Origin of the sequence: Flavobacterium sp., assembly GCF_965657075.1 — a bacterium.
Taxonomy (GTDB): domain Bacteria; phylum Bacteroidota; class Bacteroidia; order Flavobacteriales; family Flavobacteriaceae; genus Flavobacterium.
On the sequence record NZ_CBFHMV010000005.1, the window covers coordinates 20,614 to 44,145 of the forward strand.

The 23,532-nt window shown below is 32.3% G+C and carries 36 protein-coding genes; 5 read left to right on the forward strand and 31 right to left on the reverse strand.

Annotation, left to right across the window (positions count from 1 at the left end):
* Positions 1 to 29: 29 nt before the first annotated feature.
* Positions 30 to 1,472: a sodium:solute symporter gene (locus tag ACTF56_RS05030; RefSeq protein WP_438965828.1), complete on the forward strand. Its 1,443-nt coding sequence runs from the start codon at positions 30 to 32 to the stop codon at positions 1,470 to 1,472.
* On the opposite strand, the gene ACTF56_RS05035 is transcribed toward ACTF56_RS05030, so the two are convergent.
* A complete protein-coding gene (locus ACTF56_RS05035; RefSeq protein WP_438965829.1) occupies positions 1,449 to 1,808 on the reverse strand; it encodes a CoA-binding protein in 360 nt (119 codons plus the stop codon). The two genes, ACTF56_RS05030 and ACTF56_RS05035, sit on opposite strands and share 24 nt — an antisense overlap.
* Before the next feature lie 98 nt (positions 1,809 to 1,906).
* On the opposite strand from ACTF56_RS05035, the gene ACTF56_RS05040 reads away from it, so the two are divergent.
* The 3 genes from ACTF56_RS05040 to ACTF56_RS05050 all read left to right on the forward strand — a co-directional run bounded on the left by ACTF56_RS05040 (position 1,907) and on the right by ACTF56_RS05050 (position 4,509).
* Positions 1,907 to 2,329, forward strand: coding sequence for a hypothetical protein (locus ACTF56_RS05040; RefSeq protein ID WP_438965830.1), 423 nt, complete (start codon positions 1,907 to 1,909; stop codon positions 2,327 to 2,329).
* 55 nt (positions 2,330 to 2,384) lie between these two features.
* A complete protein-coding gene (locus tag ACTF56_RS05045) occupies positions 2,385 to 3,008 on the forward strand; it encodes a MarC family NAAT transporter (RefSeq protein WP_438965831.1) in 624 nt (207 codons plus the stop codon).
* Between the two features lie 73 nt (positions 3,009 to 3,081).
* A complete protein-coding gene (locus ACTF56_RS05050) occupies positions 3,082 to 4,509 on the forward strand; it encodes an SDR family oxidoreductase (protein ID WP_438965832.1) in 1,428 nt (475 codons plus the stop codon).
* An 80-nt stretch (positions 4,510 to 4,589) separates the two neighbouring features.
* Here the strand turns inward: ACTF56_RS05050 and ctlX are convergent, their stop codons facing one another.
* The gene (gene ctlX, locus ACTF56_RS05055; RefSeq protein ID WP_438965833.1) at positions 4,590 to 5,525 is read right to left on the reverse strand and encodes a citrulline utilization hydrolase CtlX; all 936 of its coding nucleotides are present in this window, start codon (positions 5,523 to 5,525) and stop codon (positions 4,590 to 4,592) included.
* Positions 5,526 to 5,604: 79 nt separating this feature from the next.
* Complete coding sequence (locus ACTF56_RS05060; RefSeq protein WP_438965834.1) at positions 5,605 to 6,519, reverse strand: dimethylarginine dimethylaminohydrolase family protein; 915 nt, start codon at positions 6,517 to 6,519, stop codon at positions 5,605 to 5,607.
* A gap of 153 nt (positions 6,520 to 6,672) precedes the next feature.
* On the opposite strand from ACTF56_RS05060, the gene ACTF56_RS05065 reads away from it, so the two are divergent.
* Positions 6,673 to 7,038 (forward strand): hypothetical protein, encoded by a 366-nt coding sequence (locus ACTF56_RS05065; RefSeq protein WP_438965835.1) that lies wholly within the window; start codon positions 6,673 to 6,675, stop codon positions 7,036 to 7,038.
* Between the two features lie 60 nt (positions 7,039 to 7,098).
* Here the strand turns inward: ACTF56_RS05065 and ACTF56_RS05070 are convergent, their stop codons facing one another.
* From ACTF56_RS05070 to rplB, 28 genes are all read right to left on the reverse strand, one after another.
* Positions 7,099 to 8,382, reverse strand: coding sequence for a citrate synthase (locus tag ACTF56_RS05070; protein WP_438965836.1), 1,284 nt, complete (start codon positions 8,380 to 8,382; stop codon positions 7,099 to 7,101).
* Positions 8,383 to 8,589: 207 nt separating this feature from the next.
* Entirely contained in the window at positions 8,590 to 9,882 is a 1,293-nt protein-coding gene (eno, locus tag ACTF56_RS05075; RefSeq protein WP_438965837.1) for a phosphopyruvate hydratase, read from the reverse strand.
* Positions 9,883 to 10,049: 167 nt separating this feature from the next.
* The gene (carA, locus tag ACTF56_RS05080) at positions 10,050 to 11,168 is read right to left on the reverse strand and encodes a glutamine-hydrolyzing carbamoyl-phosphate synthase small subunit (protein ID WP_438965838.1); all 1,119 of its coding nucleotides are present in this window, start codon (positions 11,166 to 11,168) and stop codon (positions 10,050 to 10,052) included.
* 247 nt (positions 11,169 to 11,415) lie between these two features.
* The gene (gene rplQ, locus ACTF56_RS05085) at positions 11,416 to 11,925 is read right to left on the reverse strand and encodes a 50S ribosomal protein L17 (protein ID WP_438965839.1); all 510 of its coding nucleotides are present in this window, start codon (positions 11,923 to 11,925) and stop codon (positions 11,416 to 11,418) included.
* Between the two features lie 61 nt (positions 11,926 to 11,986).
* Positions 11,987 to 12,979 carry a DNA-directed RNA polymerase subunit alpha gene (locus tag ACTF56_RS05090; RefSeq protein WP_438965840.1) on the reverse strand — a complete coding sequence of 331 codons (993 nt, stop codon included), beginning with the start codon at positions 12,977 to 12,979 and terminating at the stop codon, positions 11,987 to 11,989.
* A 20-nt stretch (positions 12,980 to 12,999) separates the two neighbouring features.
* Complete coding sequence (gene rpsD / locus ACTF56_RS05095) at positions 13,000 to 13,605, reverse strand: 30S ribosomal protein S4 (RefSeq protein ID WP_438965841.1); 606 nt, start codon at positions 13,603 to 13,605, stop codon at positions 13,000 to 13,002.
* A 117-nt stretch (positions 13,606 to 13,722) separates the two neighbouring features.
* Positions 13,723 to 14,106 carry a 30S ribosomal protein S11 gene (gene rpsK, locus ACTF56_RS05100; RefSeq protein WP_438965842.1) on the reverse strand — a complete coding sequence of 128 codons (384 nt, stop codon included), beginning with the start codon at positions 14,104 to 14,106 and terminating at the stop codon, positions 13,723 to 13,725.
* A gap of 11 nt (positions 14,107 to 14,117) precedes the next feature.
* The gene (gene rpsM, locus ACTF56_RS05105) at positions 14,118 to 14,492 is read right to left on the reverse strand and encodes a 30S ribosomal protein S13 (RefSeq protein ID WP_438965843.1); all 375 of its coding nucleotides are present in this window, start codon (positions 14,490 to 14,492) and stop codon (positions 14,118 to 14,120) included.
* Positions 14,493 to 14,494: 2 nt separating this feature from the next.
* The gene (gene ykgO, locus ACTF56_RS05110) at positions 14,495 to 14,611 is read right to left on the reverse strand and encodes a type B 50S ribosomal protein L36 (protein WP_002987490.1); all 117 of its coding nucleotides are present in this window, start codon (positions 14,609 to 14,611) and stop codon (positions 14,495 to 14,497) included.
* Between the two features lie 10 nt (positions 14,612 to 14,621).
* A complete protein-coding gene (infA, locus tag ACTF56_RS05115) occupies positions 14,622 to 14,837 on the reverse strand; it encodes a translation initiation factor IF-1 (RefSeq protein ID WP_008254466.1) in 216 nt (71 codons plus the stop codon).
* Between the two features lie 5 nt (positions 14,838 to 14,842).
* On the reverse strand, positions 14,843 to 16,189 hold the full coding sequence (gene secY / locus ACTF56_RS05120) for a preprotein translocase subunit SecY (RefSeq protein WP_438965844.1): 1,347 nt from the start codon (positions 16,187 to 16,189) through the stop codon (positions 14,843 to 14,845).
* Positions 16,190 to 16,199: 10 nt separating this feature from the next.
* Positions 16,200 to 16,652 carry a 50S ribosomal protein L15 gene (gene rplO, locus ACTF56_RS05125; protein ID WP_438965845.1) on the reverse strand — a complete coding sequence of 151 codons (453 nt, stop codon included), beginning with the start codon at positions 16,650 to 16,652 and terminating at the stop codon, positions 16,200 to 16,202.
* An 11-nt stretch (positions 16,653 to 16,663) separates the two neighbouring features.
* Entirely contained in the window at positions 16,664 to 16,843 is a 180-nt protein-coding gene (gene rpmD / locus ACTF56_RS05130) for a 50S ribosomal protein L30 (RefSeq protein ID WP_438965846.1), read from the reverse strand.
* Between the two features lie 14 nt (positions 16,844 to 16,857).
* A complete protein-coding gene (gene rpsE, locus ACTF56_RS05135; protein WP_438965847.1) occupies positions 16,858 to 17,382 on the reverse strand; it encodes a 30S ribosomal protein S5 in 525 nt (174 codons plus the stop codon).
* Between the two features lie 6 nt (positions 17,383 to 17,388).
* Complete coding sequence (gene rplR, locus ACTF56_RS05140; RefSeq protein WP_438965848.1) at positions 17,389 to 17,739, reverse strand: 50S ribosomal protein L18; 351 nt, start codon at positions 17,737 to 17,739, stop codon at positions 17,389 to 17,391.
* Positions 17,740 to 17,750: 11 nt separating this feature from the next.
* Positions 17,751 to 18,293, reverse strand: coding sequence for a 50S ribosomal protein L6 (gene rplF, locus ACTF56_RS05145; RefSeq protein ID WP_438965849.1), 543 nt, complete (start codon positions 18,291 to 18,293; stop codon positions 17,751 to 17,753).
* Positions 18,294 to 18,305: 12 nt separating this feature from the next.
* A complete protein-coding gene (gene rpsH / locus ACTF56_RS05150; RefSeq protein WP_438965850.1) occupies positions 18,306 to 18,704 on the reverse strand; it encodes a 30S ribosomal protein S8 in 399 nt (132 codons plus the stop codon).
* 103 nt (positions 18,705 to 18,807) lie between these two features.
* Positions 18,808 to 19,077, reverse strand: a complete 270-nt coding sequence (gene rpsN / locus ACTF56_RS05155; RefSeq protein WP_379739005.1) for a 30S ribosomal protein S14 — start codon at positions 19,075 to 19,077, stop codon at positions 18,808 to 18,810.
* Between the two features lie 3 nt (positions 19,078 to 19,080).
* Positions 19,081 to 19,632: a 50S ribosomal protein L5 gene (rplE, locus tag ACTF56_RS05160; protein WP_438965851.1), complete on the reverse strand. Its 552-nt coding sequence runs from the start codon at positions 19,630 to 19,632 to the stop codon at positions 19,081 to 19,083.
* Positions 19,633 to 19,634: 2 nt separating this feature from the next.
* A complete protein-coding gene (gene rplX, locus ACTF56_RS05165; protein WP_438965935.1) occupies positions 19,635 to 19,949 on the reverse strand; it encodes a 50S ribosomal protein L24 in 315 nt (104 codons plus the stop codon).
* Between the two features lie 11 nt (positions 19,950 to 19,960).
* Positions 19,961 to 20,329, reverse strand: a complete 369-nt coding sequence (gene rplN, locus ACTF56_RS05170) for a 50S ribosomal protein L14 (protein WP_129436249.1) — start codon at positions 20,327 to 20,329, stop codon at positions 19,961 to 19,963.
* Between the two features lie 2 nt (positions 20,330 to 20,331).
* Positions 20,332 to 20,589, reverse strand: a complete 258-nt coding sequence (gene rpsQ, locus ACTF56_RS05175) for a 30S ribosomal protein S17 (protein ID WP_338378160.1) — start codon at positions 20,587 to 20,589, stop codon at positions 20,332 to 20,334.
* A gap of 17 nt (positions 20,590 to 20,606) precedes the next feature.
* Complete coding sequence (gene rpmC / locus ACTF56_RS05180; protein ID WP_026717861.1) at positions 20,607 to 20,795, reverse strand: 50S ribosomal protein L29; 189 nt, start codon at positions 20,793 to 20,795, stop codon at positions 20,607 to 20,609.
* A 12-nt stretch (positions 20,796 to 20,807) separates the two neighbouring features.
* Positions 20,808 to 21,233 (reverse strand): 50S ribosomal protein L16, encoded by a 426-nt coding sequence (gene rplP, locus ACTF56_RS05185; protein ID WP_338378159.1) that lies wholly within the window; start codon positions 21,231 to 21,233, stop codon positions 20,808 to 20,810.
* Between the two features lie 20 nt (positions 21,234 to 21,253).
* Positions 21,254 to 21,988 (reverse strand): 30S ribosomal protein S3, encoded by a 735-nt coding sequence (gene rpsC / locus ACTF56_RS05190; protein ID WP_438965852.1) that lies wholly within the window; start codon positions 21,986 to 21,988, stop codon positions 21,254 to 21,256.
* 8 nt (positions 21,989 to 21,996) lie between these two features.
* Positions 21,997 to 22,407: a 50S ribosomal protein L22 gene (gene rplV / locus ACTF56_RS05195; RefSeq protein WP_438965853.1), complete on the reverse strand. Its 411-nt coding sequence runs from the start codon at positions 22,405 to 22,407 to the stop codon at positions 21,997 to 21,999.
* Between the two features lie 6 nt (positions 22,408 to 22,413).
* Positions 22,414 to 22,692 (reverse strand): 30S ribosomal protein S19, encoded by a 279-nt coding sequence (gene rpsS, locus ACTF56_RS05200; protein ID WP_026717857.1) that lies wholly within the window; start codon positions 22,690 to 22,692, stop codon positions 22,414 to 22,416.
* A gap of 10 nt (positions 22,693 to 22,702) precedes the next feature.
* The gene (rplB, locus tag ACTF56_RS05205) at positions 22,703 to 23,527 is read right to left on the reverse strand and encodes a 50S ribosomal protein L2 (protein WP_438965854.1); all 825 of its coding nucleotides are present in this window, start codon (positions 23,525 to 23,527) and stop codon (positions 22,703 to 22,705) included.
* Positions 23,528 to 23,532 lie beyond the last annotated feature (5 nt).

Consider the following 23,532-nt stretch of genomic DNA (forward strand, 5'->3'; position numbering starts at 1 on the left):
TTCTGCTATTTTTGTAAAAAAAATATTTCATGCAACCCTTATCTATATTATACCTTGTACTTTCTTATTTTTTAGTTCTAATTGTTTTCTCTTATTTAAGTGGAAAAAAATCAGATTCAGGTAACGATACTTTTTTCAAAGCCAACAAACAATCGCCATGGTATTTAGTTGCTTTTGGAATGATTGGAGCTTCTCTTTCTGGAGTTACTTTCATTTCTGTGCCGGGAAAAGTTGAAGCTGCTCAGTTTGCGTATTTTCAAATTGTTTTAGGTTATATTTTAGGGTATTTTATAATTGGTGTTATATTACTGCCTTTATATTATAAACTTCAACTGACTTCTATTTATACTTACTTGGAAGAACGCTTTGGTGCTTATTCCTATAAAACAGGTGCTTGGTTTTTTATTGTTTCTAGAACCGTAGGGTCTAATTTGAGGTTGCTTTTAGTTGCTGATGTATTACAAACCTTAGTTTTTGATTCTCTTGGAATTCCCTATTGGATTTCAGTTACTGCAATTATTTTTCTGATTTGGGTTTACACTCAAAAATCAGGAATTAAGACCATTATTTGGACTGACACCCTTCAGACCTTATTTATGTTGATTTCTGTAGTTATTTGTATTGTAGTAGTTTCACAAGATTTAGGATTAAATATCAATACTTTAACTTCCTATGTAACGGAAAGTGATTTTTCTAAAACGTTTTTCCTAGACGATGTAAGTTCTCCAAAATATTTCTGGAAACAATTCTTTTCAGGAGCATTTATAGCTATTGTAATGACTGGTTTAGATCAAGATATGATGCAAAAAAACCTAACCTGTAAAACATTAAAAGATGCTCAAAAAAACATGTTTTGGTTTACTATTGTTTTAACTTTTGTAAACTTTCTTTTTTTAGTTTTAGGCCTTTTGTTTACAGAATACGCTTTAAAAAACGGGGTTGATGCACACAAAGACCAACTTTTTGCTGTTTTAGCCAATGGATATTTAGGTACTATTGTAGCTTTTAGTTTTATTTTAGGATTAATTGCTGCAGCATTTTCTTCCGCTGATAGTGCTTTAACATCATTAACAACATCGTTTAGTATAGATATTTTAAATATTGAAAAACGTTATGCGGCTGCAAAACAAGTAACGGTCAGAAAACAAATTCACATTTTATTTGTAGTAGTATCTATATTGGTGATTTTAGGATTTAAATACGGATTTAATGACGCTAGTATCATCGATAAAGTATTGAAATTTGCTGGATTTACTTATGGCCCATTGTTAGGATTATATGCTTTTGGTTTATTTACACAATGGCAGGTAAAAGATAAATTGGTTCCAATTGTAGCCTTGTCTTCTGTAATAATTTCTCTATTGTTAAATGCTTACGGAAAAGTTTGGTTTCACTATACTTTTGGTTTTGAAATTCTTATGGTGAATGGCTTTTTAACTTTTCTAGGGTTAATATTGATTCGTAGAAAGTAATACTAATGTACAAGCTTCTTCATATTTAATTCCGTTTGCGTTTAATAATTGATAAAATTCTGGGTTTTCAGTACCAGGATTAAACAAAACTCTTTTAGGTTTTAATTCTGTAATATAATTGTAATAATCTCTTTGTCTTAATGCATTAAGATATAAAGATACTGTGTGAATGTTTTTTAATGGAATTGTTTTGGTTTGAATACTAACTCCTTCAACTTCACCATTTTTTTGACCAATTGCAACTACAGGATGTTTGTGAGATGACAACATCTTTATGGCTTTAAAACTATATCTTTCTGGATTTGTGGAAGCACCTAACACTAATGTCTTTTTCATTTTTTTTGATAATTTGAACAAAAATACAAATAAACGAATTATAAATATTTCATAAGACTGCTTTTAATTTTAATTTTATGATTAATTTTAAATAAAAAATGCTTTTTAATATTTCACACAACGACAAAAAAACTACTCAAAAAATAAATGATTTGGTAGGAAAAAGTTTTAGCTTTCTGGAAAACATAAAACTAAAAGGAATAGGTTCTCCAAGATTGATAATTACAAAATCAAGTGCTAAAATCGAAGCCATTCTCAATAAAAACAACGCTATAAAATATGCCAACATAGAACTGAGACCTCAAGGCATTATTATAGGTTTTCAATCTCAATTAGAAGTTTATGCCTTAGTCATTCCCTTTTATAAATTAGTTACATTTAAACCAGGAAATTCAATAACTTTTCATGTTGATGAGCATTTTATAAGTATCGATTGTTCTAAAAACTATTCAAAAATTGCCTCATTTTTAGCCAAGGTTGATTCTTTGAAAATGAAACAAGATTATGAATTTATTAATTAAAAACGAAATCAAATAAAATAATTATTTTTTATAGTACCTTTGTAAAAAATAATTAATGGACGTTTTTTTATTATTGTTTGCCGCTTTATTTTCAGTATTAAACCCCATTGGAACCGTTCCAATATTTGTTGGGTTAACCGAAGGCTATACTAAAAATGAACTTTCTAAAACATCTTTATGGACAGCAATTAATGTATTTATTATATTAATGATTGCCTTTTTTATGGGACAATATGTACTTTCTTTTTTTGGAATTACTATTACTGCTCTTAGAATTGCTGGTGGAATTTTAATAACCAATTCTGGATTTGCACTCTTAAATGGTAAATTCAGTAAAAACAAAGGTATTAATAAAAAGGTAGAAGAAGAATCACAAGAAAGAAGTGATATAGCATTAACTCCTTTAGCAATGCCTATGTTAGCTGGTCCAGGTTCTATGTCTTTGTTAATTGCTTTTTATCAAGAACACAATTCTACCAAGGAAATCATTTGGTCTTGCATAGCTATATTAGTTGTTGCAATTGTGATTTTCATCATTCTTAGAAGCGCCTATTATTTATCAAGAATTTTAGGTTCTGCAGGAATTGTAGCTATTTCTAGAATTGTAGGTTTTCTAACCATTGCAATTGGAATTCAATACATTATTAGTGCCATCCTAAGCATAGTTAGAGGGATTTAAACAATTCCCAATTTTTTATAAAAATCGTATTTATCATATCTTTTTTTCATAACTTTAAGAAAATTTGAAATAGATGCGAATTCTCTTAACTGGTGCTAATGGTTATGTTGGCAAAAGGCTTTTACCTGAGTTATTAAATAACGGCCATGAAGTGGTTTGTTGTGTTAGAGACAAAAATCGTTTGGGTTTAGACGCTACAACACTATCAAAAATTACGGTTTGGGAAATTGATTTTCTAAATGAGCCAAACTTTAATAATTTGCCTAAAGCTTTTGATGTTGCATTTTATTTAATTCATTCCATGACTTCTTCCACAGACAAATTTGATGAATTAGAAACCAAAGCCGCTACAAATTTCAACATCTATCTCAATACAATTGGTGTAAAACAAGTCATTTATCTGAGTGGTATTGTAAATCAAGACTATCTCTCAAAACACTTAAAATCAAGATTAAATGTTGAAGAAATTTTATATGAAGGAAATTTTAAAACAACCGTTCTAAGAGCTGCTATTATTGTAGGTTCTGGAAGTTCTTCATTTGAAATTATTAGAGATTTATGTGAAAAACTCCCAGTAATGATAACTCCAAAATGGGTTTTGACTAAATGTCAACCTATTGCCATTCGTGATGTTATTCAATATTTAATTGGTGTTATGCTGCACGATAAGTGTTATGACAAATCTTTTGATATTGGTGGTCCAAACATTATAACCTACAAACAAATGATGTTGCTATATGCTAAAACAAGAAAAATTAGATTGTGGATTTTTACCATTCCCGTAATGACTCCCAAATTGTCCTCTTATTGGCTTTACTTTGTGACTTCAACTTCCTACAAATTGGCTATAAATTTAGTAGACAGTATGCGAATGGAAGTAGTTTGTAACGACAATCGTTTGAGAAATATACTAAACATAAAACCCATTTCTTATGTAGATGCAATAAAATTGGCTTTCTTAAAAATCGAACAAAATTTAGTAATTTCAAGCTGGAAAGATAGTTTAGTTAGTGGAAGATTTAAAAAAGAACTTGCTGGTTATGTTCAAGTACCCACTTATGGTTGTTTAAAAGACGAAAAATCAATTAAAGTTGAAAATATAGATAAAGTTTTAGAAAACATTTGGTCTATTGGTGGAGAAAAAGGGTGGTATTACGGCAATTGGATGTGGGAAATTAGAGGTTTTATGGATAAATTAGTTGGTGGTGTTGGCTTACAAAGAGGAAGAACTCATGCCAATGAAATTGCAACTGGAGATTCATTAGATTTTTGGAGAGTATTATTAGCTGATAAAGAAGAAAAAAGATTATTGCTTTTTGCAGAAATGCGATTACCAGGTGAAGCTTGGTTAGAATTTAGAATCGACAAAAATAATGTTTTACATCAAATAGCAACTTTTAGACCTAAAGGGTTGTTTGGAAGGTTATATTGGTACATTTTAGTTCCTTTTCATTATTTCATTTTTGGAGGAATGATTAGAAATATTGCTAAAAACACTTAAAGAACTTCCCGAAAATAAAAATTCCAAATTCCAATAAAAAACATTGAAATTTGGAATTTTAGTATTGACTATTTTTAAATTTATTTTTTTGGTAAAAATATCTCAGCCATCATGCAACGCGCACTTCCACCGCCACAAGCTTCAATAGTATCTAAACTTGAACTTAAAATAGTAGCATGTTTTTCAATAGTTGTAATTTGTGCTTTGGTTAAACTTTCATGAGCAGATTTACTCATAACTAGATAACTTTTGTCATCTGTTCCCTTTAATTGCAACATGTTTCCAGCGAAATTATTAACTTGAGCTTCTGTAATTAAAATGATTTCTTTTCCATCTTCTTTCAAGCTTTGCAACACTTGTTTTCTTTCACTTTTATCATCTATACAATCGGCACAAATGACTGCAAAAGTTTCACCTAAACACATCATTACATTGGTATGATAGATTAATTTTCGTTCCCCATCAACGGTTTGAAAGGCTTCAAAAATAACAGGACCCATGTCAAAATCTTCACAAAATTCAATCATCAACTCTTCATCAGCTCTAGGAGATAAGGCACAATAAGCCTTTCCGTTTGCTCTATCCAACAATAAACTTCCAGTTCCTTCTAAAAAAATATCATCTTCTTCTGCAGAAGTATAATCCACAATATCATTTAGTTGGAATCCTTTTTCTTCTAATAAATCTAAAACATCTTCTCTTCTTTCTGCACGGCGATTTTCCGCAAACATAGGATACATAGCTACATCGCCATTTTCATGAAAAGAAATCCAATTGTTTGGAAAAATACTGTCTGGTGTATCTGGCGTTAGAGTATCGTCGACTACAGTTACATCTATACCAACCATTTTAAGTTTTTGTACAAAAGTATCAAACTCCTCTTGAGCTTTTACGTTTACATTTTCTGGAGTTAATCCATCTAATACTTTTTGATAATAATTATTTACCGCTGTTTGCTCATTCATACGAAAAGCAACCGGTCGAATCATCAATATTGAATTTGTAGTTTGTTTCATTTTTTTATTTGTTGTCAGTTGTTTTTTTGTTTGTTGTTTCGTTTAACTATAAACCATAAACTTCAAACTATAACCTCTTTTAATCCCTAATCAACGGCAAAGTTGAACATCTTAATAAACCTTCTTGTTTTGAGATTTCGGCATACGGAATTTCTTCTACAGTAAAACCTTTTTCTCTTAACCATGCATTTAATCTTGTGAAGTTTTTTTCAGAAACCACCACATCAGGTGCTATTGAAAATACATTGGAGTTCATGTGATACATTTCATCTCGTGTAATATGAAATAGATTTTCTTTACCAAAAAGCTTTACCAAGTACATATAATCTGCTTCTTCACGAAAACCACTTTTGTAAATGATTCCTTTATCTATTCCAACAGGTTGAAAGCAACAATCTAAATGTAAAGCATTGTCTCTAGCTTCGATTTTTGACTTTACTAAATCAAATTCCTTTACAATTTTGTTAGGAAATAATTCTTTAATGTATTGAACACCTTGCCAATTTGTTCGTGCAGTAATGTAATCTTTATAATCTGAACCTTTATAAGTTCCAATGAAAATATAATCATTCCAAAGCATCACATCACCTCCTTCTATGTGAACTTCTTCTGGTGGACGCACCACTTTTTTAGGATCAATTTGATCAATAACATACTGAATCGCATCCAATTCTCTCTCTCTATCAGGAAGAATATTGGCTTTAACAAAAACATCATCTATAACAAAACCGATATCTCTTGTAAAAATTTGATTGTAATTTTCAATCCTATTAGGTCGAAAAACTTGAACACTGTATTTTTGAAAAACTTGATTAAAAGCTTCCATTTCTTTTACCATATCCTCTTCAACAGGATAAGTTCCCGCTAAAATATGTTCTAATGATTTTGGATCATAGGCTTCTTCAACTGAAGGTGTAGGGCCATTACTTAACGCTGAACCTAAAACAACTGCTCTTAATCTTGACGATTCATTTTTTACATTTAATTGTAACATAAATTTACTATTTAGCATCTTTACAAAGATAAAAAGTCTAATTGTATTTGAACTATAAATGAACAATATTAATCGTTTATTCTATTTAGATTGCTGGTCTGATCAAAAGTTTTTTATACTTTTGATTTTCAAAACAATAACAAACAATAAATTATGGGAATTTCAAATTTTTTTAGTTCACTTTTTGGAAAAGCAAAAGGAACTATGGACAGCGTATCAGAAACTGTAAGTGATGTTGCTGAAAATGCAATTGATAAAGCTACAGAAGTGGCTGGTGATTTAAAAGAGAAAGCATCAGGATTAATAGATGATGCTACTGAAAAATTAGACAAAATGGGTGTTGGAGAAAAAGTATCTGAATTTGTTGATGCTGCCAAAGAAAAATTGGAAGATGCTTCTGAATGGGTCGAAGAAAAAGCAGAAGATGCAAAAGAAGCTGCTTCAAATTTTGTAGACAAAGCGGAAGATAAAGTAGATGAATTAAGAGGTAAAAAAGAGAATTTCGAAGAAGCTGATTAATTCTTACTTAATACTATAAAAAAATCCCGTTTAGCATTTACTAAACGGGATTTTTAACTTTTATCTATCTTTAATTTCTTTAAAAGGTCTTAAATTATAACCTGTATAAACTTGTCTAGGTCTACCTATTGGCTCTTTATTGATTCTCATTTCTTTCCATTGAGCAATCCAACCTGGTAAGCGTCCAATAGCAAAAAGAACCGTGAACATTCCAACAGGTATTCCCATAGCACGGTAAATAATTCCAGAGTAGAAATCTACATTTGGATATAAATTTCTTGATTTGAAATATTCGTCTTCTAAAGCTACTTTTTCTAATTGTTTTGCAATGTCTAATAATGGATCATCAACACCTAAAGCAGTTAAAACATCGTCTGCTGCTTTTTTAATGATAGTAGCTCTTGGGTCAAAGTTTTTATAAACTCGGTGACCAAATCCCATTAAACGGAAAGGATCTTCTTTATCCTTTGCTTTCAATACAAATTTAGCAACATCACCTCCATTGTTATGAATTTCTTCTAACATTTCTAAAACTGCCTGATTTGCACCACCATGTAATGGACCCCATAATGCAGAAACTCCTGCAGAAATAGAAGCAAATAATCCAGCATGTGAAGATCCAACAATTCTTACAGTTGAAGTAGAACAATTTTGTTCGTGATCTGCATGAAGAATGAATAATTTATCTAAAGCATCAATTACTTTTTTGTCAAATTTATAAGGTTCAGTAGGCAATTCAAACATCAATCTCATGAAGTTTTCTACATAACCTTTTGTATTATCATAATTATTTAACGGATAACCCATTGATTTTCTGTAAGTCCAAGTTGCAATAACTAAAAATTTAGCCATTGTTTTACAAACAGCATCGTACATTTCTTTTTCGTTATGCGGATTAACCGATTTAGGATTAAAAGCTGTTAATGCAGAAGTTAACGAAGCTAAAACGCCCATTGGATGAGCTGTTTTTGGAAAACCATCAATGATGTTTTTCATTTCTTCATTAACCAATGTGTGTTTTCTAATGTCATTTTCAAACTTTTCTAGCTCTTCTTTTGTAGGCAACTCTCCAAAAATCAACAAAAAGGAAACTTCTAAAAAATCAGCTTTATCTGCTAATTCTTCAATAGAATAACCTCTATAACGAAGGATTCCTTCTTCACCATCTAAAAAAGTAATTTCACTTTTACATGAACCGGTATTTTTGTAACCTGGATCAATTGTTATTGCTCCAGTTGCACCACGCAAAGTATCCACTTCGATAGCAACTTCATTTTCAGTCCCTACAATAACAGGAAACTCATATTTTTTACCATCTAATTCTAATGTAGCCGTTTTTGACATAATATTGTTAGGTTTTTTAATCTTAAAAATTTTATTTCACAAAGTTAAGGAATAACTTATTAAATTAAAAAGAATTAAGAAAAGGTTTTCGTTAATAAAATTATAAAATTGCAAAGTTGGTATACACATATTTTATATAACTATAAAAAACAAACCCTTCTAGAGTTTTGAACTCTAGAAGGGCTTTAGAATATAATTTAAAAAATCTTACTTCTGCTTAAAAGCTTTCATTCCTGGAAAATAAGCTACTTCTGCTAATTCTTCTTCGATTCTTAATAATTGGTTGTATTTTGCCATTCTATCTGAACGGGAAGCTGAACCTGTTTTGATTTGTCCACAGTTTAATGCTACAGCCAAATCTGCAATAGTATTGTCTTCTGTTTCTCCAGAACGGTGACTCATTACTGAGGTATAACCTGCATTGTGAGCCATATTTACAGCTGCAATTGTTTCAGATAAAGTTCCAATTTGATTTACTTTAATTAAGATTGAATTAGCAGTATCATTTGCAATTCCTTTAGCTAATCTTTCAACGTTTGTAACGAATAAATCATCACCCACTAATTGCACTTTATCACCAACTAATTCTGTTAATGTTTTCCAACCAGCCCAGTCATTTTCGTCCATTCCATCTTCGATTGAAATGATTGGGTATTTTGTAGTTAATTCTGCTAAATATTCAGCTTGTTCTTGTGAAGTTCTTATTTTACCTGTTGGACCTTCAAATTTTGAATAATCGTATTTTCCATCTACAAAAAATTCAGCGGCTGCACAATCTAGAGCAATCATCACATCATCACCAAAAGTATAACCTGCATTTGTAACGGCTAATTTGATTGAATCCAAAGCATCTTCTGTTCCACCTTCTAAATTGGGAGCAAATCCACCTTCATCACCTACAGCCGTTGACAAACCTCTGTCGTGTAATACTTTTTTAAGGTTATGAAATATTTCAGTTCCCATTTGCATTGCATGTGTAAAGTTTTTCGCTTTCACTGGCATAACCATAAATTCTTGGAAGGCAATTGGAGCATCAGAATGTGATCCACCATTGATGATGTTCATCATTGGAACAGGCAAAGTGTTAGCAGAAACACCACCAACATATCTATATAAAGGCATTCCTAATTCATTTGCAGCAGCTTTTGCTACCGCTAAAGAAACTCCCAAAATTGCATTAGCTCCTAAATTGGATTTATTTGGAGTACCATCTAATTCAATCATCATTTTGTCAATGGCATTTTGTTCAAAAACAGACATTCCAACTACTTCTTGAGCAATCGTTGTGTTTACATTTTCAACCGCTTTAGAAACACCTTTTCCCATGTAAGCTTTTCCACCATCACGTAATTCAACAGCTTCATGTTCTCCAGTAGAAGCTCCACTAGGTACAGCCGCTCTTCCTAAAATTCCATTTTCTGTAATTACATCAACTTCAACTGTTGGGTTTCCACGAGAGTCAAGTATTTGTCTTGCGTGAACTTTAATAATTATGCTCATTTTTAATGATTTTTTAAAATTAGTATAACAAAATTAAACATTCTATATTTTAAACCCCAAAAAACTTATAAACGATAACGTTTTAGTTATATTGGCATCATCTTATTCTTTTTAAAGTTTTTAAAAAAACCTAACAGGTTTAGAAAACATGTTAGGTATAAATATTATTAAACTTCTTGCAAATTCTGTTTCTTTATATTCTCAATAAAAGTATCAAACAAATATTCAGAATCATGTGGTCCGGGACTTGCTTCAGGATGATATTGTACCGAAAAACAGTTTTTAGATTTCATTCGCATTCCAGCTACAGTATCATCATTTAGATGTAAATGTGTGATTTCCATATTAGGGTGCTTTTCTAATTCATCTTTATTTACTGCAAAACCATGATTTTGTGATGTAATTTCACCTTTTCCTGTCAATAGATTTTTTACAGGATGGTTGATTCCTCTATGACCGTTAAACATTTTGTAAGTCGAAATTCCGTTGGCTAAAGCAATAACTTGATGTCCTAAACAAATACCGAATAAAGGTTTGTTTTTGGCAATAATTTCTTTAGCTGTAATTTGGGCTTGGTGCAATGGTTCTGGATCACCAGGACCATTGGATAAGAAATATCCATCTGGATTGAAACTACTTAAATCTGCGTAAGAAGCATCAAAAGGAAATACTTTTATGTAACAATCTCTTTTGGCTAAATTTCTTAAAATATTGGTTTTTATTCCTAAATCTAAAGCTGATATTTTATAAGTAGCATTTACATCGCCATAAAAAAAAGGATCTTTTGTCGAAACTTTTGAAGCCAACTCTAAACCTTTCATGTTTGGAACATTAGCTAATTGAATTTTTAAATCTTCAATTGATGTACCATCTGTTGAAATAATTGCATTTTGAGCTCCATTATCTCTAATATAACTTACCAATGCTCTAGTATCGACATCTGAAACAGCTATGATATTTTGTTTTTTAAAATAATCATACAAACTTTCAGAAGCATCTGTTCGAGAATAATTAAAACTAAAGTTTTTACAAATTAGTCCAGCGATTTTTACACCATTTGATTCTACCTCATTTACATTTACTCCATAGTTTCCAATATGAGGATTGGTTGTAACCATGATTTGTCCGAAATAAGATGGATCAGTAAAAATTTCTTGGTAACCGCTCATTCCAGTATTGAAACAAACTTCTCCAAAAGTTGTACCGCTAATTCCAATTGATTTTCCGTGAAAGACTGTTCCATCTGCTAGTAATACGATGGCTTTTTGTTTTGTAGTATATTGCATTTGTTGTGTGTTGTTTTGCAAATTTAGTATAATTCTTTTTTCTAAAAAAATAAGTTTATAAACAATCAAATGGATTATCTTCTAGCCCTTATGGGTATGGAAATCCTCGAAGAGATTGTAATGGACGGCAGGAAATACATAACCAAATAAAGCCAGAGCCTCAATGCTTCAAAAAAAATAAAACTCAAAAAAAAAGGATAAACTAGTAATTAGCTTATCCTTTTTTGTATTTATGAACTGACATTCATTATTCAGCTTCTTTTTCTGTAGATTCTTCAGATGTTTCAGGAGCAGAAGCTTCTGCAACAGGAGCTTCAGTAGTAGTTTCAGCTTTTTTAGCTTTTCCACCACGACGGCTTCTTCCTTTTTTCTCTTCTTTTTTACCACCGTTGTACAATTCATTGAAGTCAACTAACTCAATCATTGCCATATCAGCATTATCTCCTAAACGATTCCCTAATTTGATGATACGAGTGTATCCTCCTGGACGGTCACCAACTTTAGCAGCTACTTCTCTAAATAATTCAGTTACAGCATATTTGTCTCTTAAATAAGCGAAACAAATACGACGATTGTGAGTTGTGTCTTCTTTTGATTTCGTAACTAACGGTTCTACAAACTGTTTTAAAGCTTTTGCTTTAGCAACTGTAGTGTTGATACGTTTGTGCTCAATAAGTGAACAAGCCATATTCGCAAGCATAGCCGCTCTATGTCCTTTTTGTCTACTTAAATGATTGAATTTTTTTCCGTGTCTCATGACTTTTTATTTAACCTTCATCTTGCTACTATCCACTTTGGAGAGCAAAATATGAAGTAATTTATTCTTTATCTAATTTATATTTTGCTAAATCCATTCCAAAAGTAAGACCTTTTACAGCGACTAACTCGTCTAATTCTGTTAAAGATTTTTTACCAAAGTTACGGAACTTCATTAAGTCGTTTTTGTTAAAAGAAACTAAGTCACCTAAAGTATCAACTTCAGCTGCTTTTAAACAATTTAATGCTCTTACTGATAAATCCATATCCACAAGTTTAGTTTTTAACAACTGTCTCATGTGTAATGACTCTTCGTCATAAGATTCTGTTTGAGCAATTTCATCAGCCTCTAATGTAATTCTTTCATCAGAAAACAACATAAAGTGGTGAATTAATGTTTTAGCTGCTTCAGTTAATGCATCTTTTGGATTGATAGAACCATCAGTTTGGATTTCGAAAACTAATTTTTCATAATCCGTTTTTTGTTCCACACGAAAGTTTTCAATTACATACTTAACATTTTTTACTGGTGTGTAAATAGAGTCAGTATATATAGTTCCAATTGGAGCATTAGGTTTTTTATTTTCTTCTGCAGGCACATAACCTCTACCTTTTTCAATAGTCAACTCCATATTAATAGAAGTTTTACTATCTAAATTACAGATAATTAAATCTGGGTTTAAGATTTGAAAACCTGAGATGAATTTTTGAAAGTCACCTGCTGTTAAAACTTCTTTACCAGATAAAGACATAGAAACAGATTCATTATCAATATCTTCAATTTGACGTTTAAAACGTACTTGTTTTAGATTAAGGATAATTTCTGTTACATCTTCAACTACACCAGGAATTGTAGAGAATTCATGTTCTACTCCTTCAATTCTTAATGATGTTATTGCAAATCCTTCAAGAGCAGAAAGTAAAACTCTTCTTAGTGCGTTACCGACAGTCAATCCGTAACCAGGTTCTAAAGGTCTGAATTCAAACTTACCTTCAAAATCGGTTGAATCGATCATGATAACTTTATCGGGTTTCTGAAAATTAAATACTGCCATAATTCGACTAATGTGTATTTTTATTTGTTATACAACTCAACAATAAGTTGTTCTTTAATATTTTCTGGAATCTGAAGTCTTTGAGGTACAGAAACAAAATTTCCTTCCATTGTATCATTATTCCAAGTCATCCACTCATAAACACGAGAAGAATTAGCTAAAGAATTTTTAATAGCTTCTAAAGATTTAGATTTTTCACGAACTGCAACTTTATCACCAGGTTTTAAGTGATAAGAAGGAATGTTAACTAATTCCCCATTAACAGTAATGTGTCTGTGAGAAACAATTTGACGAGCTCCTCTTCTTGTAGGAGCAATACCCATTCTGTAAACAACGTTGTCTAAACGAGCTTCACATAATTGTAAAAGTATTTCACCAGTAACACCTGAAGCAGCAGATGCTTTTTTAAATAAGTTTCTGAATTGTTTTTCTAAAATACCATAAGTATATTTAGCTTTTTGCTTTTCCATCAATTGGACAGCATATTCAGATTTTTTACCTCTTCTTTTAGACATTCCATGTTGTCCTGGAGGATAATTTCTTTTTTCGAAGGCTTTGTCTTCTCCGAATATTGCCTCGCCAAATTTACGAGCAATTTTTGTACTTGGACCAGTATATCTTGCCATTTCTAATTGTTTAAAATAGAGATTATGAATTCAGGTCAAATCCTTCGATAATCGTAATTCTATCTTGGTTATACTTATAATTATTTTTTAAGAGTGCAAATATAGTAAAATATTTGATTAAACTCTTCTTCTTTTAGGAGGACGACATCCGTTGTGCGGCATTGGAGTAACATCAATAATTTCTGTAACTTCAATTCCACCGTTATGTAATGATCTAATAGCAGATTCTCTACCATTTCCTGGACCTTTTACATAAACTTTTACTTTTTTCAATCCAGCATCTAGAGCTACTTTAGCACAATCTTCTGCTGCCATTTGAGCTGCGTATGGAGTATTCTTTTTAGAACCTCTAAAGCCCATTTTACCTGCTGAAGACCAAGAAATAACTTCACCTTTCTTATTAGTTAAAGAAATAATGATGTTGTTAAAAGTTGCACTAATATGAGCTTCTCCCGTTGATTCAACGATAACTTTACGTTTTTTTGTAGTTGCCTTAGCCATATTATTACTTATTATTTAGTTGCTTTTTTCTTATTAGCAACAGTTTTTCTTTTACCTTTTCTAGTTCTAGAGTTATTTTTTGTTCTTTGTCCTCTTAAAGGAAGACCTGCTCTATGACGTATACCTCTTTGACATCCGATGTCCATTAAACGTTTGATGTTTAACTGAACTTCTGAACGCAATTCACCTTCAATTTTGTAATAAGAAACGGCATCACGGATTGCTCCGATTTCGTCATCATTCCAATCTGAAACTTTTTTGTCTTCGTTTACTTGAGCTTTCTCTAAAACCTCTTTAGCTCTGCTTCTACCTACACCAAATATGTATGTTAGAGCAATAACTCCTCTTTTCTGTTTAGGTATATCTACCCCTGCGATTCTTGCCATAATTATCCTTGTCTTTGTTTAAATCTAGGATTCTTTTTGTTAATAACGTATAATCTTCCTTTTCTACGTACAATAATGCACTCGGCACTTCTTTTTTTGACTGATGCTCTTACTTTCATGTTAATAGCTTTAGTATCTATATGTGATTCTTGCTTTAGACAAATCATAAGGGCTCATTTCTAGTTTCACTTTATCACCAGGTAATAACTTGATATAATGCATACGCATTTTTCCAGATATATGAGCAATTACAATATGCCCGTTTTCTAATTCTACACGAAACATAGCATTTGATAATGCTTCTATAATTGTTCCGTCTTGTTCTATTGCTGATTGTTTTGCCATAAAAATTAAGCTACTGCTTTTCTGTTTTTACCACTTTTCATCAATCCATCATAGTGTTTATTCAATAAATAAGAATTTATTTGTTGAATAGTGTCAATTGCAACTCCAACCATAATCAATAACGATGTACCTCCATAGAAATAAGCCCATGAACCCTGAACTCCCATAACACTAACTGCAACCGCTGGGAACACAGCAATTAAAGCTAAATAAAGAGAACCTGGAAAAGTTATTAATGACATTATTTTATCTAAGAAATCAGAAGTTTCTGAACCAGGTTTAATACCTGGAACAAAGCCCCCACTTCTCTTTAAATCATCTGCCATTTTGTTTGTTGGAATTGTTATAGCCGTATAAAAATAAGTAAATACAATAATTAATAAAGCAAATACTAAATTATAAACTAAACCAAATGGATCTTTAAACATTGTTGCTATGGATTGTGCACTATCTGATTTAGATAAACCAGCTAACGCTGCAGGAACAAACATAATTGCTTGTGCAAAAATGATTGGCATAACACCGGAAGCATTTAACTTTAATGGGATAAACTGTCTGTTTCCCCCCATCATATCTTCTTCAAATTCACCTGACATTGTTCTTCTTGCATATTGAACTTGAATTTTTCTAACTGCCATTACTAAAAGAATACAAGCAATGATTACTAATAACCAAATGATAATTTCTAAAACTATCATTAAAGTTCCACCATTTGATTGATTTAATCTTGAAGTAATTTCTTGAGAGAAAGCTTGAGGCATTCTTGCAATAATTCCGGCCATAATTAATAAAGAAATACCATTTCCTATACCTTTATCAGTAATTTTTTCACCCAACCACATAGCAAATATTGTTCCAGTGGTAAGAATTAAAACTGATGAAAACAAAAAAGCAGGAGAATTACTTCCTAATATGAAAGCTTCTTGTGGTAATGTTTGATAAAGATTATAAATATAACCTGGACCTTGTAAAAGAGTTATCCCAATTGTAAGCCATCTAGTTATTTGATTAATCTTTTTTCTACCACTTTCACCATCTTTTTGTAATTTTTGTAGGTAAGGAACTGCTATACCCATTAATTGCACAACAATTGAGGCAGAAATATAAGGCATGATTCCCAATGCAAATAAAGATGCTTGTGAAAATGCACCACCAGTAAAAACATCAATTAACCAACCAATACCTTCATTAGTTTGGTTAGTTAAATTACCTAATTGAGTAGCATCAATACCGGGAAGAGTGACTTGAGCTCCAAAACGATAAACAAGTAATAACGTAAGTGTTAATACTATTCTGTTTTTCAACTCATCAATTTTCCAAACATTGATAAAAGAATCTATAAATTTCTTCATTGCTACTGAATTATAATGTTATTACTTCGCCTCCAGCAGCTTCAATAGCCGCTTTAGCAGTTGCAGTAAATTTATGTCCACTAACTTTAAGTTTGGCTTTTAGTTCACCTCTACCTAAAATTTTAACTAATTCATTTTTTGTTGCTAATCTAGTTTCAACTAAAACTGTAAAGTCTACAGTGTCAGTCACAACTCCATTATCAACTAACATTTGAAGTGTATCAAGATTGACACCTTGATATTCTTTTCTGTTAATATTTTTAAATCCGAACTTAGGAACACGTCTTTGAAGTGGCATTTGACCTCCTTCAAAACCAATTTTCTTTGAATAACCAGAACGTGATTTAGCTCCTTTGTGACCTCTTGCAGAAGTACCACCTTTTCCAGAACCTTCACCTCTACCTAATCTTTTATTTTGGTTGTGCGTTGAACCTTCAGCTGGTTGTAAATTACTTAAATTCATAACTGTATTTGTTATTTAGTTTCGACAGAAACTAAGTGTTTTACTTTGTTTACCATTCCAAGGATAGCTTGATTGTTATCATGCTCAACTACTTGTCCCATTTTTTTAAGTCCTAAAGCAATTAAGGTTCTCTTTTGATCAAGAGGACAATTAATTTTACTTTTAACTTGTTTTACTAGTATTTTTGCCATTTTTCCTTGAATTATTATCCTTTAAATACTTTTTCTAAAGATATTCCTCTTTGTTTAGCTACAGTGTGTGCACTACGCATTTGCAATAAAGCATCAAAAGTTGCTTTAACTACATTATGAGGATTCGATGATCCTTGAGATTTTGATAGTACATCATGTACTCCAACAGACTCAAGTACTGCACGAACAGCACCACCAGCAATAACTCCAGTACCGTGAGATGCAGGAATTAAAAATACTCTAGCTCCACCAAATTTACCTTTTTGCTCGTGAGGTACAGTTTGATTATTCAAAGGAATTCTAACTAAATTTTTCTTAGCATCTTCTAATGCTTTAGCGATTGCTTCAGAAACATCTTTAGATTTACCTAATCCATGACCGACTACACCGTTTTCATCACCTACGACTACAATTGCAGAAAAACCAAAAGCTCTACCTCCCTTTGTAACTTTAGTAACACGATTAACATTCACCAAACGGTCTTTCAATTCAAGACCTCCTGGTTTTACAATTTCTACGTTTTTATAATTATGATACATAATTTCTTAGAATTTAAGTCCAGCTTCTCTAGCGCCTTCAGCTAATGATTTAACACGTCCATGATATAAATACCCACCTCTATCAAAAGAGATTGTAGAAATACCTGATTTAATAGCTTTTTCAGCAACTAGTTTACCAACTGCATTAGCAGTTTCGATGTTTGTACCTTTAGTAACACCAGCTTCTCTTGAAGATGCAGATACTAAAGTAACACCTCTTTCATCATCTATGATTTGAGCATAGATTTCTTTATTAGATCTAAAAACAGCTAATCTTGGTTGTGCAGCAGTACCGCTGACAATTTTTCTGATTCTGAATTTAATTCTTTGTCTTCTTTCAGTTTTTGTTAATGACATAGTCTTAATTTTTAAGCGGATTTACCTGCTTTTCTTCTTAATACTTCACCTACAAACTTAACACCTTTCCCTTTGTAAGGTTCAGGTTTACGAAAAGCTCTGATTTTAGCAGCAACTTGACCTAATAATTGTTTGTCAAATGATGATAATTTTACTATTGGGTTTTTTCCTTTCTCTGATATTGTTTCCACATTTACTTCAGAAACTATTTCTAGTACAATATTGTGTGAGAAACCTAAAGCTAAATCAAGTTTTTGACCTTGATTTGAAGCTCTATAACCTACACCTACTAGTTCTAATTGCTTTGTAAATCCTTCAGAAACACCAACAATCATGTTGTTGATCAAAGAACGATAAAGACCGTGTTTCGCTCGATCATTTTTGTGATCTGATGAACGTTCAACGATAACTTGGTTATCTTCAATTTTTACTGTTACATCAGAAAACTCTTGAGTAAGCTCGCCTAATTTTCCTTTTACTGTAACTACAGCATCAGCAACATTTATTGTTACACCAGCTGGAATTGCAATTGGATTTTTACCTATTCTTGACATTTTTCTTTTATATTAGTATACGTAACAAATTACCTCTCCACCTACATTTAACTGTTTTGCCTGCTTTCCAGTCATAAGACCTTTAGAAGTTGAAACAATTGCTATACCTAATCCGTTAAGGATTCTTGGTAATTCTGTAGAACCAGCATATTTACGTAAACCTGGTTTACTAATTCTTTGAATATCTTTAATTACAGATTCTTTAGTATCTTTATCGTACTTAAGTGCGATTTTGATAGTACCTTGAACGGTAGTAGTTTCGAATTTGTAACTTAAAATGTAACCTTGATCAAACAAGATTTTTGTGATTTCCTTTTTTAGGTTAGAAGCTGGAATTTCAACCACTTTGTGGTTTGCTCTTACAGCATTTCTAACTCTTGTAAGATAATCTGCGATTGGATCTGTATACATGAGTATAGAATTGCGATTATGGTTTTCAAATAGTACTCACTAATTGAACCTTTAATCAGTTAAATTATTTTTTGGTTTGCAAAAGTACAAACTTTTTTCTTAATTACCAAGATGCTTTTTTAACACCAGGAATTAAACCTTGATTAGCCATTTCGCGGAATGTAACACGAGACAAACCGAATTGACGCATATACCCTCTTGGCCTTCCTGTTAATTTACATCTGTTATGTAAACGTACTGGAGATGCATTTTTAGGTAATTTTTGCAATGCTTCATAGTCACCAGCTTTTTTCAAAGCTTTTCTTTTTTCAGCATATTTTTCAACAGTTGCTTCTCTTTTTACCTCACGGGCTTTCATTGATTCTTTAGCCATATCTTAGTTCTTTTTAAAAGGTAATCCTAGTTCTGTTAATAATGATTTTGCTTCTTTATCTGTGTTTGCAGATGTAACAAAAGTAATATCAAAACCTGAAATTTTATTTACTTTATCAATATCAATTTCTGGGAAAATGATTTGTTCTAAAACTCCTAAGTTATAGTTTCCTCTTCCATCAAATCCATCAGATTTAATTCCGCCGAAATCTCTAACACGTGGTAAAGCTGAAGTTACAAGTCTATCTAAAAACTCATACATTCTTTCACCGCGTAAAGTTACTTTAGCTCCAATTGGCATTCCTTTTCTTAATTTAAAAGACGCAACGTCTTTCTTAGAAATGGTAGCAACCGCTTGTTGTCCAGTAATTTTAGTCATTTCTTCAACTGCATAATCCACTAATTTCTTATCAGATACTGCAGCTCCAACTCCACGGCTTACAACGATTTTTTCAAGTTTAGGAACTTGCATTACGTTTTTGTAACCGAATTCTTCTGTAAGAGCAGAAATTACTCTACTCTTATACTCTTCTTTTAGTCTAGGTATATAAGCCATCACTATAATACTTGATTAGATTTTTTTGAGAATCTTACCTTCTTATCCCCTTCTTGCTTATAACCAACCTTGGTAGCCTCTTTAGACTTAGGATCGATTAAAGACAAATTTGAAATATGAATGGCAGCTTCTTTTTTTACGATTCCACCTTGTGGATTAGTTGCACTTGGCTTGGTATGTTTTGAAACCATATTTACACCTTCAACAATCGCTTTATTTTTCTCACGTTGAATAGTTAAGATTTTACCCTCTTCCCCTTTGTGGTCTCCGGCAATTACTCTAACTAAATCTCCTGATTTTACTTTTAACTTTGTCATCATTTTTAGAATTAAAGCACCTCTGGCGCTAATGATACAATTTTCATGAATTGTTTTTCACGAAGTTCTCTGGCAACCGGACCAAAAACACGAGTTCCTCTCATTTCTCCTGCAGCGTTTAACAATACACATGCGTTATCGTCGAAACGAATATAAGATCCATCAGCTCTTCTCACTTCTTTTTTAGTACGTACAACAACTGCAGTTGATACAGCTCCTTTTTTTACGTTTCCGTTTGGAGTAGCATCTTTAATAGAAACTACAATTTTATCACCTACAGAGGCATAACGACGTTTCGTTCCTCCTAAAACACGGATAGTCAAAACTTCTTTTGCTCCTGTGTTGTCTGCTACTCTTAATCTTGATTCTTGTTGTACCATAATTATTTAGCTCTTTCAATGATTTCAACTAATCTCCAACATTTCAATTTACTCATAGGTCTTGTTTCCATGATCTTTACAGTATCTCCAATGTTACAGTCGTTTGTTTCGTCGTGTGCAACGTATTTTTTAGTTTTTAACACGAACTTACCGTATAATGGGTGTTTTACTCTTCTAGTTTCAGAAACAACAATAGATTTTGTCATTTTGTTGCTAGTAACAACCCCAATTCTCTCTTTTCTTAAATTTCTTTTTTCCATCTTTCAGCAGTGTACAATTATTGTAACTTTTTAGTCAATTCAGTAGTAACTCTTGCAACAGATCTTCTTAAAGCTCTTAGTTGTAAAGGATTCTCAATAGGAGAAATCGCGTGAGCATTTTTTAGGTCAGCGTATGTTTTCTTTAACTGGCTAAGTTTTTCTTGTAACTCAGTTGCTGATAGACTTATAATTTCTGATTGTTTCATAATAAATTTTGATTATGCTTCAAAGTCTCTAGCGACAACAAACTTAGTTTTAACTGGAAGTTTTTGTGCTGCTAAACGTAAAGCTTCTTTTGCAACTGATAGTGGAACACCACCAACTTCAAACATTATTTTTCCAGGTTTAACAACTGCAGCCCAATATTCGACCGCACCTTTACCTTTACCCATACGTACCTCTAAAGGTTTTTTGGTGATAGGTTTGTCTGGAAATATTTTAATCCATAATTGTCCCTCTCTTTTCATAAAACGAGTAGCAGCAATACGTGCAGCTTCTATTTGACGTGAAGTTAAGAACATTCCTTTTTCGTGTACAGATTTAATACCAAACATTCCATTTGAAAGTTCGTGACCTCTACCAGAGTTCCCTTTCATTCTACCTTTTTGTACCTTACGGTATTTTGTTCTTTTAGGCTGTAACATTTTTTCTTTAGTTTAAATAATTACTTTCTTTTGCGATTGTTTGGTCTACCACCATCTCTTTTAGGAGAGGAAGATCCTGAAGATTTAGACTGTTTTTTGTCCATACCTACTAACGGAGAAAGATCTCTTTTTCCATAAACCTCACCTTTCATTATCCATACCTTAAGTCCCATTCTACCATAAGTAGTATGTGCCTCAGCTAATGCATAATCAATATCAGCTCTGAAAGTTGATAAAGGAATTCTACCTTCTTTGAAGTGCTCAGAACGTGCCATTTCAGCTCCATTTAAACGACCAGAAATCATTACTTTAATTCCTTCTGCATTCATTCTCATAGCTGCTGCTATAGCCATTTTAATAGCTCTTCTGTAAGAAATTCTACTCTCAATTTGACGAGCTATACTCATTGCAACTAAATATGCATCAAGCTCAGGTCTTTTGATTTCAAAAATGTTAATCTGAATTTCCTTATCGGTAATTTTCTTAAGTTCTTCTTTTAACTTGTCTACCTCTTGACCACCTTTTCCGATAATAATACCAGGTCTTGCAGTAGTGATAGTAACGGTTACAAGTTTTAAAGTTCTCTCGATAATTATTTTTGATACACTAGCTTTTGATAAACGAGCATGAATATACTTTCTGATTTTATAATCTTCAGCGATTTTGTCACCGTAGTCATTTCCACCATACCAGTTTGAATCCCATCCTCTTATGATACCAAGTCTATTTCCTATTGGATTTGTCTTTTGTCCCATACTGTTTATTAATTGCTTTGTGTGTTATCTACTTGTCCTAACACGATTGTAACGTGATTCGAACGTTTTCTAATTCTATGTGCACGACCTTGAGGTGCTGGACGAAGTCTTTTTAACATAGCTCCACCATCAACTCTGATTTCTTTTACGAATAATCCTGCATCTTCAATACTAGCTTCAGCATTTTTTTGTTCCCAGTTATTGATAGCTGATAACAATAATTTCTCTAACTTTCTTGAAGCTTCTTTTTGACTAAATCTTAAAACATTTAGTGCTCTTTCTACCTTCTGACCTCTTACCAAGTCTGCAACTAAGCGCATTTTTCTAGGTGAAGTAGGGCAGTTATTTAATTTAGCAAAAGCTATAGACTTATTAGCCTCTTTTCTTGCGTCTGCTGTTTCTCTTTTACGAACTCCCATTGCTTCTTATTTTTTACCTTTATTTTTTGCACCTGCGTGACCTCTAAAAGATCTTGTTGGTGAAAATTCTCCTAATTTATGTCCTACCATGTTCTCAGTAACATATACTGGAACAAACTGACGACCATTATGAACTGCGATAGTTTGACCAACGAAATCTGGAGTTATCATTGATGCTCTAGACCAAGTCTTTACAACACCTTTGTTTCCACCTTCAATATTGGCTTGAACTTTCTTTTCTAATTTATAATGAACAAATGGTCCTTTTTTTAATGAACGTGCCATGTCTATCTAATTATTTCTTTCTGCGTTCAACAATATACTTATTACTCGGGTTAACTTTAGAACGAGTTCTATAACCTTTAGCTGGCAATCCTTTTCTTGAACGTGGGTGACCTCCTGAAGAGCGTCCTTCTCCACCTCCCATAGGGTGATCAACTGGGTTCATAGCAACTGGTCTAGTTCTTGGTCTTCTACCTAACCATCTAGATCTACCTGCTTTACCAGATACGATTAATTGATGGTCAGAATTAGAAACAGCTCCAATTGTAGCAGAACAAGTTAACAAAATCAATCTTGTTTCACCTGAAGGCATTTTAATTGTAGCGTATTTACCATCTCTTGCCATTAACTGAGCAAAAGTTCCTGCCGAACGAGCAATAACAGCTCCTTGACCTGGTCTTAATTCAATACAAGATATAACAGTTCCTAATGGAATTTTACTTAATAATAATGTATTACCAATTTCTGGTGAAGCATCAGGACCTGAAACAACAGTTTGTCCTACTTGCATACCGTTTTGAGCAATTACATAAGTTTTTTCTCCATCAACATAAGCTAATAAAGAAATAAATGCGGATCTATTTGGATCATATTCAATTGATTTCACAGAAGCAGGAATACCATGCTTAGTTCTTTTGAAATCAATCATACGATACTTTTGTTTGTGACCACCACCAACATAACGCATGGTCATCTTTCCTTGACTATTTCTACCTCCAGAACGTTTTTTCGGTTCTAATAATGATCTCTCCGGCTTATCAGTTGTAATAGTGTCAAAGCTATTCACAACTCTAAATCGCTGACCTGGGGTAATAGGTTTTAATTTTCTAACTGACATTTTCT